Source organism: Arthrobacter sp. Ha26, from assembly GCF_059091705.1.
This window is the reverse complement of record NZ_JBNHGX010000001.1, coordinates 666,704-680,435: the sequence shown is the minus strand read 5'-3', so window position 1 is coordinate 680,435 and position 13,732 is coordinate 666,704. Positions and strand designations below refer to the sequence as shown.

Annotated in this window: 14 protein-coding genes; 7 read left to right on the top strand and 7 right to left on the bottom strand. The window is 64.1% G+C overall.

Annotation, left to right across the window (positions count from 1 at the left end; genetic code table 11):
* Positions 1-103: 103 nt before the first annotated feature.
* Positions 104-2,122, bottom strand: a complete 2,019-nt coding sequence (locus AC5RVY_RS03255; protein ID WP_493953254.1) for a beta-galactosidase — start codon at positions 2,120-2,122, stop codon at positions 104-106.
* Positions 2,123-2,309: 187 nt separating this feature from the next.
* On the opposite strand from AC5RVY_RS03255, the gene AC5RVY_RS03250 reads away from it, so the two are divergent.
* From AC5RVY_RS03250 to AC5RVY_RS03230, 5 genes are read left to right on the top strand one after another with little or no spacing between them, the layout of a single operon-like run.
* The gene (locus tag AC5RVY_RS03250; RefSeq protein ID WP_493953253.1) at positions 2,310-3,599 is read left to right on the top strand and encodes an ABC transporter substrate-binding protein; all 1,290 of its coding nucleotides are present in this window, start codon (positions 2,310-2,312) and stop codon (positions 3,597-3,599) included.
* Positions 3,600-3,643: 44 nt separating this feature from the next.
* Positions 3,644-4,597, top strand: coding sequence for a carbohydrate ABC transporter permease (locus AC5RVY_RS03245; RefSeq protein WP_493953252.1), 954 nt, complete (start codon positions 3,644-3,646; stop codon positions 4,595-4,597).
* Positions 4,594-5,511: a carbohydrate ABC transporter permease gene (locus AC5RVY_RS03240; protein ID WP_493953251.1), complete on the top strand. Its 918-nt coding sequence runs from the start codon at positions 4,594-4,596 to the stop codon at positions 5,509-5,511. The genes AC5RVY_RS03245 and AC5RVY_RS03240 overlap by 4 nt, the downstream gene beginning before the upstream one ends.
* A gap of 18 nt (positions 5,512-5,529) precedes the next feature.
* Complete coding sequence (locus AC5RVY_RS03235) at positions 5,530-6,186, top strand: Poxvirus protein I5 (protein ID WP_493953250.1); 657 nt, start codon at positions 5,530-5,532, stop codon at positions 6,184-6,186.
* Positions 6,187-6,226: 40 nt separating this feature from the next.
* Complete coding sequence (locus AC5RVY_RS03230) at positions 6,227-7,489, top strand: MFS transporter (protein WP_493953249.1); 1,263 nt, start codon at positions 6,227-6,229, stop codon at positions 7,487-7,489.
* 28 nt (positions 7,490-7,517) lie between these two features.
* Here the strand turns inward: AC5RVY_RS03230 and AC5RVY_RS03225 are convergent, their stop codons facing one another.
* The 5 genes from AC5RVY_RS03225 to AC5RVY_RS03205 all read right to left on the bottom strand — a co-directional run bounded on the left by AC5RVY_RS03225 (position 7,518) and on the right by AC5RVY_RS03205 (position 11,637).
* Positions 7,518-8,777, bottom strand: coding sequence for a Gfo/Idh/MocA family protein (locus AC5RVY_RS03225; RefSeq protein ID WP_493953248.1), 1,260 nt, complete (start codon positions 8,775-8,777; stop codon positions 7,518-7,520).
* A 166-nt stretch (positions 8,778-8,943) separates the two neighbouring features.
* Positions 8,944-9,543: an alpha/beta hydrolase gene (locus tag AC5RVY_RS03220; RefSeq protein WP_493953247.1), complete on the bottom strand. Its 600-nt coding sequence runs from the start codon at positions 9,541-9,543 to the stop codon at positions 8,944-8,946.
* 202 nt (positions 9,544-9,745) lie between these two features.
* The gene (locus tag AC5RVY_RS03215; RefSeq protein ID WP_493953246.1) at positions 9,746-10,162 is read right to left on the bottom strand and encodes a hypothetical protein; all 417 of its coding nucleotides are present in this window, start codon (positions 10,160-10,162) and stop codon (positions 9,746-9,748) included.
* Between the two features lie 568 nt (positions 10,163-10,730).
* Positions 10,731-10,940 (bottom strand): hypothetical protein, encoded by a 210-nt coding sequence (locus AC5RVY_RS03210; protein ID WP_493953245.1) that lies wholly within the window; start codon positions 10,938-10,940, stop codon positions 10,731-10,733.
* A gap of 76 nt (positions 10,941-11,016) precedes the next feature.
* Positions 11,017-11,637 carry a nucleoside/nucleotide kinase family protein gene (locus tag AC5RVY_RS03205; RefSeq protein WP_493953244.1) on the bottom strand — a complete coding sequence of 207 codons (621 nt, stop codon included), beginning with the start codon at positions 11,635-11,637 and terminating at the stop codon, positions 11,017-11,019.
* 152 nt (positions 11,638-11,789) lie between these two features.
* Here AC5RVY_RS03205 and AC5RVY_RS03200 point away from each other — a divergent pair, with 152 nt between their 5' ends.
* Positions 11,790-12,167: a DUF7793 family protein gene (locus AC5RVY_RS03200; protein ID WP_493953243.1), complete on the top strand. Its 378-nt coding sequence runs from the start codon at positions 11,790-11,792 to the stop codon at positions 12,165-12,167.
* Between the two features lie 15 nt (positions 12,168-12,182).
* Here AC5RVY_RS03200 and AC5RVY_RS03195 read toward each other — a convergent pair whose 3' ends face one another.
* Positions 12,183-13,205, bottom strand: a complete 1,023-nt coding sequence (locus AC5RVY_RS03195) for a LacI family DNA-binding transcriptional regulator (RefSeq protein WP_493953242.1) — start codon at positions 13,203-13,205, stop codon at positions 12,183-12,185.
* Positions 13,206-13,354: 149 nt separating this feature from the next.
* On the opposite strand from AC5RVY_RS03195, the gene AC5RVY_RS03190 reads away from it, so the two are divergent.
* Positions 13,355-13,699: an L-rhamnose mutarotase gene (locus AC5RVY_RS03190; RefSeq protein ID WP_493953241.1), complete on the top strand. Its 345-nt coding sequence runs from the start codon at positions 13,355-13,357 to the stop codon at positions 13,697-13,699.
* Positions 13,700-13,732 lie beyond the last annotated feature (33 nt).

Genomic DNA, 13,732 nt, shown 5'->3' with positions numbered 1-13,732 from the left:
TCAACTCTCCCAAAGGCCGCCGGCAGAACATGACTGCCAACCCTCCTATGTGGATAACTGTTGCGGTCAGTCCTCCGCGATCACCACAACGCCGCTGTTGCGGTCAGTCCTCCGCGATCACCACAACGCCGCCGGCAGGAACCGTACCGTCGTCAAACCGCTCACCGGAGAGCAGGTCAACACCGGAGGCCCGGACCGTCCCGGAAGACCGCGAATGATTGATCGCGAAAAGGAAGGTGCGGCCGTCACCGGAACGGCGGCGCGTCAGCTCCACACCCGGATCGGCAGCCGCAACGGGCGCAGCCCCGGACTCTTCCAACAGCCGGTCCACAACGGACTCGATGCCCTCCGGATCAGGGAACGTGGCCAGGTACCAGGCTGCACCGGAGCCCACGGCACGCCGGGTTAACGACGGAACGCCCTCAAGCGGATATTCCGTAAACGTCTGCACGGCTTCCGCGCCGGCAAGGTGAACGTGCTCGCTCCAGACAGAGGACACCGTGCCGTCGCTCAGCTTCAGCTGCGTACCCGCCAGCAGGGGGTGGAACTCCTCCACCCGCACGCCCAGCAGATCACGGAAAGCGCCTGGGTAGCCGCCCAGCCGTATGTGGTCCTTCTCATCCACGATCCCGCTGAAGTAGCTCACCAGAACGGTGGCCCCGGCGGCAGCGGCAGCGGCAATTTTGGCCGCGGCCTCATCCGTCACCAAGTAAAGCGTGCACACCAGGACGAGGTCGTACCCATCCAGGGATGCAGAGGGATGCACCATATCCACCGATACGCCCCGCAGGAACAACGACCGATGGAAGGCCCGCAGCAGGTCCAGGTACTTCACGTCTATGCTCGGCTTGGAGTCGATTTCGCTTGCCCACCAGGCTTCGTAGTCGAACACGATGGCAACCCGTGATTCCACCCGGGAGCCCCGGACCGGAGCCAGCCGCTTCAGGGCCGCCCCCAGATCCACCACCTCGCGCCACACCCGGCTGTCCCGTCCGCCATGGGGCACCATGGCCGAGTGGAACTTCTCCGAGCCGGCGAAGCTTTGCCGCCACTGGAAAAACATCACGGCATCGGCGCCGCGGGCAACATGTGCCAGCGAGTTGCGGAGCATTTCGCCCGGCATCTTCGGCTGGTTGCGCGGCTGCCAGTTGACGGCCGACGTCGAATGTTCCATCAGGATCCACGGGTCGCCTCCCGCGATGCCGCGGGTGAGGTCCGCGCTGAACGCGAGTTCGATGTGCCGCTCCGGATCCGCAGCCACCAGGTAGTGGTCATTCGCGATGACGTCCAGGTCCTTGGCCCAGTCGAAGTAGTCCATGGATTTGGTGGCGCTGGATGCCATCAGATTGGTGGTGCACGGTACGTCCGGGGTCACTTCGCGCAGGACGGCAACGAGTTCGTGGTAATAGTCCATCAGCGCCCAGGAGTTGAAGCGCTGGAAGTCCAGCTGCTGGCCCGGGTTCAGCGTGGACGGGGCGACGGCAGGCGGCAGGATCTCTTCGAACGAGCTGTAGTTCTGGGACCAAAAGGCAGTACCCCAGGATGCGTTCAGGGCCTCGATGCTGCCGTACCGGCGCTCCAGCCAGGCACGAAAGGCGGCCGCATCCTCCTCACCGTAGAACTCCGAGACATGGCAGCCCAGTTCGTTGTCCACATGCCAAAGTGCCAGGGCCGGGTGGTCCTTGTACCGTTCCGCCAGTGCGCGGGTGATTCCCGTGGCGTAACGGCGGTAGACGGCCGACGACGGCGAGTAGTGGCGCCGCGACCCCGGTCCCAGTACGGTTCCGTCAGCCGTGACCGGCAGGATTTCCGGATGCTTCCGTACCAGCCACGCAGGGGGAGCGGCGGTGGCGGTAGCGAGGGCAACCTTGACACCGATTCCGGCAAGGTTGTCCATCACCTCGTCCAGCCAGCCAAAGTCGTAGTTCCCCTCGGCAGGCTCCAGCAGTGCCCAGGAGAAGATTCCCACGCTGAGGAAGCTGACACCGGCTTCCTTCATCAGCTCCAGGTCCTCGAGCCGGACGCTGACGGGCCACTGTTCCGGGTTGTAGTCGCCGCCATAGGCAATGCCTTCAATGTTGTTCCAGACGCTGGCTGGCCGGGAGGGTTCCTGCAAAGTCATGGGACTCCTTTGTCTGCTGGGAAACTGTCTGCTGGAAAAACGGACGAGGCTCGAAAGCTGGTCGTTGGAAAACGCTTGCCCATTCCTGGGAATGCAGATATTGTATCGTTTCAGAAGCCGTGTAAGCCAGCTCACTTCTCACCTGGGTCGGGCAAAGGGACTGCACACATCGAGCAAGGAGGCTCCCATGATCAACAGAAGGCATTTCCTCACCACCGTAGCCGTCGGCACCGCATCTGCCGCAGCTCTGGCAGCCTGTGGAACTGGCGCCAGCTCCTCCGGAGAAACGGGCTCCGCCGAGAAGCCGGTCACCATCAACTACACCTGGTGGGGCAACGATGACCGCGCTGAGCGTACGCGCAAGGCCATCGCCCTGTTCGAATCGAAGAACCCGGACATCAAGGTCAACGGCAACTTCACCGACTTCGCCGGCTACTGGCAGAAGCGCGCCACCGAGGCAGCCGGCGGCGGCCTGCCGGACGTCATGCAGTGGGACCTCTCCTACCTGCGCGATTACGGCCAGCGCAACCAGCTCCTGGACCTTGGCGCACTCAAGATCAACACTGATGCCTTTGAGAAGTCGCTCCTGCCCTCCGGCCAGATCAAGGGCAAGCAGTACGGCATCCCCACCAGCACCAACGCCTTCGCCGTCTACTACGACCCCGCGAAGCTCGCCTCGTTGGGCATAGCGGAACCGGAAGGCTCCTGGAACTACAAGGAATTCAACGAGTTCCTCACTGAGGTGGGCACCAAGAGCAACGGCACCCTCTTCGGCGGCACGGACTACACGGGAGTCTGGTGGATGTTCAACATCTGGCTCCGCCAGAACGACATCGAGGCGTTCACGGAAGACGGCAAGCTCGGCTTCTCCAAGGACGACCTGAAGAAGTGGTGGAACCAGGTAGCCCCGTTGCGCGGCACCCCTGCCATCGTCTCCGAAGAGCGCGTCACCCAGCTCGCCCCCAAGTCCCCGTTCGGTTCCAACGTCACCGCCACGGAAGTCACCTGGGACAACTTCATGGCCGGTTATCTCGCGGACAGCGGTGCCAAGGAACTGAAGCTGGTTCCGGTTCCGTCGGATGACCAGGACAACCTGGGCCTGTTCCTGAAGCCGTCCATGCTGATGGTGGCCAGCGCCAAGACCAAGTACAAGGACGCTGCCGCCCGCTTCATCGACTTCATGGTCAACGATCCCGAGGTGGGCCAGATCTTCAAGACCTCCCGCGGTGTTCCGGCGTCCAAGACCCAGCGTGACGGCACCACCTTCGAAGGTACGGACAAGCTCGTGGTGGACTACGAAAAGTCCATCGAGAAGTACCTCAAGGACGCTCCCGAGCCGCCCATCGTCGGTTTCGGCACCCTCGAAGCTTCCTTCAAGCGCGTCGCCTCGGATTTGAACTACGGCAAGCTGACCGTCGACGGCGCAGCCGACGCATGGTTCAAGGAAGCCGAAGACCTCATCAAGCAGAACGCCTGATCAGGCACTCTGACCAAGACGTCCACAACTGACGGAATGAACTCGTGACTCAAAGCCCAACACTGAGCAGGCGTTCCACGCCATCCGCTCCCGCGCAGCTTCGCAAGTCGAAGCAGCGCGGGGCGGACGCCCGCGCCGGCTACACTTTCCTGCTGCCCTGGCTGCTGGGATTCATCGCCCTCACTGTCGGGCCAATGATTTCCTCGCTCTATCTGTCTTTCACCAACTACAACCTGTTCGATGCGCCCAAGTGGATCGGCCTGGACAACTACACCTCCCTTTTCCAGGACGAACGGTTCCTGCAGTCTGTAGGCGTGACCGTGGGCTATGTGGTCTTCGGTACCCCGCTGAAGCTCGCCGCGGCCCTCGCGGTGGCCATGCTGCTGAACAGCAAGCGCCGCGGCCAGGGGTTCTACCGCTCGGCGTTCTACGCGCCGTCCCTGATCGGCGCGTCCGTGTCCATCGCCATCGTCTGGAAGGCCATGTTCGGTGATTCCGGTCCGGTGGACCAGGGCCTGTCCTTCTTCGGAATCAACCTGGGCGGCTGGGTGGGCAACCCGGCCATGACCATGCCGATGTTCATCCTGCTGACGGTCTGGCAGTTCGGCGCCCCGATGGTGATCTTCCTGGCCGGCCTGAAGCAGATCCCGAACGATCTCTACGAAGCTGCCTCCATGGACGGTGCCGGCCCGGTGCGGAAGTTCTTCAACATCACCTGGCCCATGCTCTCTCCGGTGATCTTCTTCAACCTGCTGATGGAAACCATCCACGCGTTCCAGATCTTCGCCTCGGCCTACATCATCTCCAACGGTGAAGGCGGCCCGGCCGGCTCCACCCTCTTCTACACCCTCTACCTGTACCTGCGGGGCTTCAGCGACTTCCGGATGGGCTACGCCTCGGCGATGGCCTGGCTGCTGGTGGTCGTGGTGGGCATCATTACCCTGATCTTCTTCCGCACGTCCAAGTCCTGGGTCCACTACAGCGGTGATGCAAAATGACAACCATGGCAACCCCCACCCAGTCCACGCCGGACGCACAGGTGCCGCACTACAACCCCAAGTCCGAATCGGTTGGCGCAAAGCGGACCAAGAGTGCCATCTTCCACGTGGTGGCGCTCGCGCTCACGGCCGTTGTCCTGTACCCGGGCCTGTGGATGATCGCCTCGTCCTTCAAACCAAACGCCGAGATCGGTGGCGGGAACACCTCGCTGTGGTCCAACAACTTCAGCTTCGACAACTTCGTCACGGCGATGGACGGCATCGGCGGCGTATCCACCCTCCAGTTCTTCACCAACTCCCTGATCCTGGCCATCGGCGCCGTAGTGGGAACCATCCTCTCGGCCAGCGTATCCGCGTACGCGTTCGCACGGATCAAGTTCCCCGGCCGCAGCATGTTCTTCGGCATGATGATCGCCACCCTGCTGCTGCCGTTCCATGTGGTGATCATCCCGCAGTACATCGTGTTCCAGCAGTTGGGCCTGGTGGACACGTATGTGCCGCTGCTGATCGGCAAGTTCCTCGCGGCCGATGCGTTCTTCGTGTTCCTGATGGTCCAGTTCATGCGCAACCTGCCGGGTGAGCTGGATGAGGCGGCAAGGATCGACGGCGCCGGCCACGTCCGTATCTTCACCTCCATCATGCTGCCGCTGATGAAGCCTGCCCTGATCTCCACCTCGATCTTCTCCTTCATCTGGAGCTGGAACGACTTCCTTGGCCCGCTGCTGTACCTGAACACTCCGGAAAAATACCCTCTGCCGCTGGCCCTGCGCCTCTTCGTGGACCAGACGCAAAGCTCGGACTACGGCGCCATGATCGCCATGTCCGTCCTGGCCCTGCTCCCCGTACTGATCTTCTTCCTGGTCTTCCAGCGCTACATCGTCGAAGGCGTTTCCACCCAGGGCCTCAAGGGCTAAGCGCCGGACCGATAGAAAATGAGCGTCATGGACAGCACCACCCCCGCCCCCAACCACCACGAACCCGTACCGGTCAACCGCTTTGCGCTGTTCTCCGAGACCCTCCTGGCCGGCGTGCTGGTGCTGGTGCTGTCCATTCCGCTGGTCACGATCCCCGCCGCCTATGCGGCGGGGATCGCCCATTTGGAACGCCACCTTTCCGGCCGCGACGATTCCGTCCGCAGCCTCTGGGGGACGTTCAAGGCTGCCCTGCCGGGCAGCTGGAAGCTGGGGATCACGACGGCGGCAGCCGCCGTCGTGATTGTCCTTAACCTTTTGCTCGCCTGGGTAGGGCAGCTTCCCGGCCGGGACGTCGTGCTGCCCGCCACCCTGGTGCTGGCTGCGGCGGGCGCCGTCCTGCTCCTACGCACCACCGCGGCCTGGTCTGACGTCACTCGCCCCGACGCCGCAGGCTCCGGAGCGGGCTCCCGTCCGGACGCGGGCGGTGCCTGGCGCTCCGCACTCGAAACCGGCCAAGCCGTGTCCGTGCGGGACTGGACAGGATCCCTCCTGCTGGTGGCCGCGCTCTTCGGGGGCGTTGTGTTCGTGTGGATGCTCGCCGCCCTGTTCGTAGTGGTCCCCGGCACCTTGATCCTGGCCGCGGCGGCCGTCAAAGTGCGCTCCAACCCCGCCTGAATCTCCTGGTTTTGTCCGTCACTATTGAGTTGAGTCCGACGTGTCTTCCGACCGCCAGCGTTCCGAGCAGTCCCTCCGTCCTTCACAGAACCAGCCGCCGTGGTACCAGCCACTGAAGCAGCGCAATTACCGGCTCTTCCTGGCGCTGGTGTTCACCGGCGGTGTGGGGGTGTGGATGCAGCGCCTGGCCCAGGACTGGCTGGTGCTGCAGTTGACCGGCAGCCCCGCCGCGGTGGGTGTGGCCGTTGCCCTGCAATTCCTGCCAATGCTGGTGGTGGGCCCGCTCAGCGGCCTGCTGGTGGACCTCTTTCCCAAGCGCCGGATCATGCTGGTCTGCCAGGCCGTCATCGCCCTGCTCGCCATGGGCTTGGCGGCCTGGGCGGCGAGCGGGACCATTACCGTCTCGGCCGTCTATGCCAGCTGCATGGCGCTGGGGGTGACGTCAGCCATCAATCAGCCCGCCAGCCAGGTGTTCGTCAACGAAGTGGTGGGAGACGCTGCCCTCCGGCCTGCCATTGGCCTTAACAACGCGATCGGCCAGTTGGGGGCGATGGCTGGACCCGCTGTCGGCGGAGTAGTCATTGCCCAGGCGGGCTCAGCGGCAGCATTCGCCGCGAATTCGCTGTTGTGCGTACTGGTCCTGTGCATGATCGCCGCAATCAGGCCCGCTGAGCTGTACCCCAGCACCCCGGCCGTGCGGGGGCGGGGCCAACTGCTGGCCGGGTTCCGGTACGTCAAGGACCGCCCCTCCCTGCTGCTGGTTATCGCACTTGCGGGGCTGCTTGGCATGTTCGGGATGAACGGACCCGTGGTGCTGGCAGCTTTTGCCGAACGCGTCTGGCATAACGGTGTTGAAGGCTTTGGCCTGTTCAACACAGTCAGTGCCATTGGAGCCCTCACGGGGGCGCTGCTGGCCGCCCGCCTCCGGACGCTGGGACGGAAGGGGATTGTGCTGGCGGCCGGCCTCTTCGGTCTGTCGCAGCTGGTGGCTGCCCTGATGCCAAACCTCATCCTCTTTACCGTGATGCTGGTGGTGGTGGGCCTGATGACCCTGCTGTTCCTGACCAGCGCGGCAACCGCCGTCCAGCTTGAGGCAGGGCCCGAAATCCGCGGCAGGGTGATGGCCCTCTACCTCCCGCTCCTGCTGGGCGGACACGCCATGGGCGGCTTGCTGGCAGGCTGGCTAACTGAGCAGTTCGGGGTGCGGCTGGGCCTTGTGGCCACGGGCGCCGGGGGAATGCTGTCCGCCGCCGTTATCGGTTTGCTGCTCTGGCTGAACCGGAGGCGTGCACGGCAGGCGTGACCCCACTAATGCCGCCACTTGGTCCCCTTCAGGAAACGGGCAGGCTGAAGACGGTCGGGGCAGTCCTGGCCCAGGGCAGGCCCAACTCGCTGAAGGTGGCATGCTGCGCGGCGGCACGTTCCAGCGCTTCTTCGATACCGCTGACCACAGCGTGCGCTGCGTCGTCCCCGCCCTCCCACTGGACGTACCCGCCATCAATGGGAGCGGGCAGCGGAGCGGTCCGGATGGCCTCCAGCACCAGCATAAAAGCGCCGCTGTCCAGGAGCGGGCTGAGAAGCGGCTCGCCATTGTTGCGGTGCGCCAAGAGATTCTCGGTAAGGTCGTCCCGGCCGAAAATTTCCTCGGAACGTCCAGTTGCCGTTTCCACGGCGAGGCGGTCCTCCGTGTAATGGAACACCGCTGTTCCTTCGGAGCCCTGGAGGGTCACGTAGGGTTCCACGGACTCCGTGGCGCACAGCGTCAAAGCACACGTGATGGGCAGGCCCGCGCTGGTGCGGATCCGGATCACCGAGGTGTCATCGGACTCGATGTCGTTGGCACGATACAGCTCGGTTTCAAGGGACGCAAGGTCCGCCGTGGTACGTGCTCCGGCTATCCTCAACGCCGTCGCCACCGCATGGGCCAGCGGATTCGTGGCCACGCCGTCCACCACATCCACGCCATCGATGGAGCGTTTCCCGGCCCAGCGGGACCGCTTGTAGTAGGCCCGGTCCCGCACCCAGCGGCCCGTTGCCGAGATGCCCTGCAACGTTCCAATGGTTCCCTCGGCGAGGAGCTTTTCAATGGCGTTCAGTGCGTGCGAACCCAGGCTTTGGAAGCCGATCTGTACGCTTCGGCCGGAGGCGGCAGCGGCGTCGCAGAGCCGGTCGAAGTCCGCCAGGGAGGCCACAGGCGGCTTTTCCAGGTAAAGGTCGGCGGCCGTGGCCAGGGCTGCCAGGCCCAGCGGAGCGTGCGTCTGGATGGGGGTGGCGACAATAACGACGTCCAGTCCGCTGGTCCCGGCGAGCAGTTCAGCCAGCGCCGGGAAAACCTGCGTGGTGTCCGGGACGGCGCCGGGCGCAGGGGGATGAGGGTCCGCCACGGCAACAAGATCGACGACGCCGGCAGGCTGGAGGCGTTCCAGGTTCCGCAGGTGATGGGTACCAAAGCCGTGAACACCTACCAGCGCCACCCTCGCCGCTCGTCGAGGCCGCGCCGTAGAAAGCGGTGACCCCTGTACGGCGGTGGTCGCCGCGACGTCGATGCCGTCGGCTTGAGTCCGGGCGGCGGTGCCCGCTGGCGTTCCCATAGTGCTCCGTTCCGCCCCAGAGGGCGCTTTTAGCAGCGCTTACGTTCTTGGCAAGCGCTTTCCCGTATCAAGTGTGAAGCACGGAAGTGCGCAAGTCCAGCGGTATGACGTCACCGGAAAAACCCCTCGTCGGCAGGCAGCCACAGTGGCCCATCAACAGACGCCTTCAGCCGGTGCCCGCCCAGTCCAGCCAGTCCACAGCCTCCTGGGCAATATCCGCGGGGACCGTATGGCCGCCCTGGAACTCCCGGTAGGTGACGCGATAACCCTCCGATTGCAGGGCAGGCACCAAGCGGCGGCTGGTACGGTCTATCGGCAGGACGCCGTCGGCAGTGCCATGGGAAACGAAAAGCCACGGCTTGGCACCGTGCGGCACAGGCGGGACAAACCCCGGGGAGAATGCAATGACCCTTGAAAAGAGCTCGCCGTTCGCCAGCCCCAGTCCCAGGGCATAGGAAGCTCCGTCCGAAAAGCCGCCCACCGCTATCCGGTCCGGGTCAACGTAAACCAACTGGAAAATCCGTTCCAGGCTTTGATTGATGATCTGGATGTCGGGGCCGAATGCGCTCCGGACCCCGTCCCAGGTGGAGGCACGCGAAGACGGCGCCGCCAGGAGGATTTTTCGGCTTTCGGCAAGGGCGGAAAGCAGCGCCAGTCCACCTGCCGCTTCACCTCCCGCGCCGTGGAGCAGGAGGATCAGCGGGGCTGGTTGGCCCGGCTGGAGCCCGGAGGGGACAGAGAGCAAGGTGTCCCGGAGACTGTCCATGCCCAGGCCATGCTGCCCAGGCGCAGGGAGCTGTCCAGGGTCACGTCCCGGCCTTGCCTTAATGGCGGCGAAACCCAGCCGCGTTTCCTGTGGACGCTCCATGTTTCCTCCAGAACAGGCTGAGAGGGCAGCTACCGCGGAGAAGGCTCGCGCGCTCACCAGGAAGCTGCGTCGTGTGGGCACCTCTGCATCAGCCGGCCGCCTAGTGGCTGCTGGTTCCTTTCCGGGATTCGAGTCCGGGCTGGATCCAGCGATCTGCGGCGATGCCGGTTGCAATGGAATAGATGCCCTTATGCAGCACATCAATGACCTGTTCCCGCGGTGTCCACGTTGAGGGAGGCGCCCCCATGCCGGTAGCGTTTTCGAGGGTCTGGTCAAAGGCCAGGCGAACGCCGGCGTGCTTCGTGTTCGCCAATGCTCCCCGGATCCCCGTGGCAGACCAAACGCCGCGAAGTGCCCCCAGCAGCGCGCCTGTGCCCCAATGCATCGCGTGGTTCCAGATCAACGGAGTCTCCCCCTGTCCTGGGCCTTTGCCCAGGAGGGTAAGCAGTGTCCGGGCGGGCACGTAGGAGTTGGGCCGCTTGGTAGCAACCTGTTCCACCTTCTCGCCCACGGTCATCACCGCAACCCCTGCAAGACCGCATACAGCGCCCTTCCCAGCGGCCGCCAGAAGGCTTCGTCCCCGCTTTGCATTTTGCATTTGCTGCTCCCGTCCATGCTGGCCGTTACCTTGCAACGCTGATCTTCCATCCCTACCCAGCAGGCGAAAGAGGTAACGGGGAGGGGAGGTAATCGGCAGCGCTTGGGTCACGGTCAGCTGTCGAAATGCGTGAGGACCTTCGGGTCCTGGGCAACGGAAGCGACAATGGACGCCGCAACTTCACCGCGCGGCAATATTCGGGCCAGCGCTAACGTCGGGCACGTGGACCACAGTCAGCTCACCGATCGCCGTCAGGCATGGGCTATGCCGAGGCCGTACTGCAGTTCGTCCAGGGAGTGGACCCCGGGCCATGTTTTCATGTTGTGCGCCGGGTTGTTGGGCCATGCGGCCTCGTTCCTGGTAATGCCCTGGATAGTATTTTGGCGGCACCGTGAGTGGTTGGTCCTCGCTGCTGGCGATACCTCAGTCTCTGCCCGGCACCCGGTCCATATCCGTGGATCCAGCCCCTGCTTTGGGGCCCCGGCCTTTACGTGATCGCTTCCAGCGACAACTCCTCCACTGCCACCTGGAGGGCTTCCAGGTCGAACCACGCAGCGGGCAGCACGTCGTGGATAAAAGCATCAAAATCAAAGGGATGGCAGTGCCCGCCGTGGTTCCAGTAGAGAATCCACAAGTCGATCAGGCCAAGATCATTCCGCTGCAGCAGTGCTCTGGCGGTGTGCCGCAGGTCTTCCATGACCAATCCTTGCTTCTGCTCCCCCCTGCCCACAAGAGCAGTGGCGGGATTTGCCGCAAGAGATTCGGATCAGGGGCTACATCACCTCGGTGAGAGCCCCGCCGGGTTCCCGTACGGCGTGGAGGATCTGCATCAGTTGACTCACGCTGCTGTGGGTGGTGCCGCTCGCATCCACCACCGTGAAACCGGAAAACCCCGGCATTTCGGTATACCCCTTTCGAAACTTCTCAAGATCATCGAGGTTCTCCTGGTCCTCGCCCCGCAAAGTGATCCGGTGGTGCGCCTGCTCGGCGGATATGTCGAAATAGACCACAGCCCGGGCCTGCGGCAGCAACCGCAACAGGCCTGCCAGGGCCCGGCCGCGGCGGATCCCGCGGGCTGCCCGCAGCGCCAGCTGGCAGTACAGGTGCCTGTCCATGATCACGAGGCCGTCGAAGCGTGAGGCCCGCAAGTGGTTGAGCAGGACATTGAACACCCGAACAGCGGTTTCAAGGACATCTGCCACCTGGACCGGCAAGGACATACCGAAGCGCTGTCCCAGGCCCGCGATGGTTTTCCGCCCGGAATAGTTGCCCAGGACCAGCACTGGTGTGTCCCGGAGCAGCCCTGCCGCTTCCTTGGCAGCCGTGGATTTGCCGGCACCATCGATGCCCAGGAGGACAATCAATGCCGGTCCGGGTCTTTTGCCGTATGTCATGTGTCCTTCTTACTGCCCGGGGCTGTGCCTGCGGTTTAGGGTTTCTGAGGAAAGGCTGTGAGTGCGCTTGGAACAGCCGCCGGGCCAATGTTGATCCGGAAAGTGAAAGTAGGAGCAGAATGGGGGAGTCTGCACATGGAGGGGAGCAGGGCATGGAGCCTGTAATGGTTGACGGCGGCAAAGGCACGGTGGAGCTGCGTTCCGACGGGGTGATCCACCTTATCTGGGAACCGAAAGTACGCATAGAACAGCAGGATGCGAAGGCGGCCATGGCGGCCGTCAACGACATTGCGGGGGATAAGGGCTACCCGTTGCTGGTGGATATGGCCACCACCGAATCTGTCACCAGGGCGGCACGGGGCGTGTTCTCGATCCCGTGCGCCGCGAACCGGATCGCCCTCCTGGGGGCGAGTCCGGTGGACCGGATCCTGGCGAACTTTTTCCTGGGCGTCCACATCCCGCCCTGCCCCACCCGCTTCTTCACGTCCAGGGCCGAGTCGATGCAGTGGCTGCAGCAGGCGGACGGGTAACGCGCCCGCCGCGGATCAATTCGTGGACGCTGCCCCGGTACTCTGCCGGACAACCAGTTCTGGAGTGAAGATCACTGCCCGGTGCCGGGAATGCTGGGCCTCGACCTCTTCCGCCAGGAGCTCGATGGCGGTGCGGCCCAGTGCTCCGGTGGGCTGCCGGATTGAGGACAGCGGTACCACTGCGGAGACTGCGAAGTCGATATCGTCATAACCGATCAGGGCAATGTCCTCCGGAATCCTGAAGGTATGCGTCATGGTCAGTGATTGCATGACTCCCAGCGCCAGAAGATCGTTGGCGCAGAAGATCCCGTCCGGCAGGTCCCCTCGGTCCCGCTCCACCAAGGTATCTCCTACGCTGCGTCCGGCGAGGACCGTCATGCCCTCGGACGCCAGCACTTCAAGAGTGGCGCCCGGTTCTTCCTTCACGGCACGCCGGGCGCCCTGCAGGCGGTCCGCCACCTGGCGGATGGCGGTGGAGCCACCCACAAAGGCGAGCCGACGGCGGCCGGTGTCCAGCAGGTGCCGGGCAGCGAGGTACCCGCCGGCGTCGTCGTCAACGGCTACGGAACTGAACTTTTCCTCGTCCGCCAGCCGGTCCACCAGGACGGTGGGCACGCCGCGCTCGCGGAGGAGGTCCAGGCGCTCAGTCACGTCGCCCACGGGTGAGATCAGCAGGCCTTGGACGCGCTGCTCCTGGAAAAGGTCGATGTAATTGGCTTCGCGGCTGGCGTCATGGCCGCTGTCTCCCAGCAGCACGGCACTGCCCTGCAAGGCGGCTGCATCCTCGGCCGCCCGCACCACGGCGGTGAAGAAGGGGTTGCCCACGTCCAGGACGATCAGGCCGATGGTGCGGCTGTGGCCGGCGCGCAGCTGGCGGGCAGCGTCGTTGCGGACGAAGCCCAGCTCGTCGATGGCACGCAGCACCCGCTCCTTGGTCCGTTGCGAGACCCTGTCCGGGTAGTTCAGCACATTCGAAACCGTGCCCACCGCCACGCTGGCATGGTTGGCAACGTCCTTGATGCTGGCTGTGCGGTTCATAATTCTCCGTGCTGGTGGGCGGAGTGCCTGCGCGTCCTTTGCCGCTGAAGAACGCAGCCACAGAATGCTTGACACCTACTCACGTTCAAGAGTACTTTGAATCGTAACAATGAAACGATTCAAAGATGCAAGAGTTCGGGAGAGTTGAAATGAGGGTGTGTTTCCGTTCGTCGGTCCAGCCGGCGCTGATGGACGAATACCGGCGGCGGCACGCCGCCGTGTGGCCGGAAATGCTCCACGCCCTCAAGAAGGCCGGCTGGAACAACTATTCCCTTTTCCTCGACGGGGACGGGCTCCTGATCGGCTACCTGGAGTGCGACGACTTCGACGCGGCCAGGGCCCGCATGGCCCTCGCCAAGGTGAACGCCCGCTGGCAGGTTGAAATGGCCACGCTCTTTGAGAAGACGGACCAGGCGCCCGATGAGGGGTTCCAGGTACTTGAGGAAGTCTTCAACCTTGAGAGCCAGCTGGCGGCAGCAGCTTCCGCCGGCTGACAGCGGCAACGGGACATACGCCAGGCGCTCCGC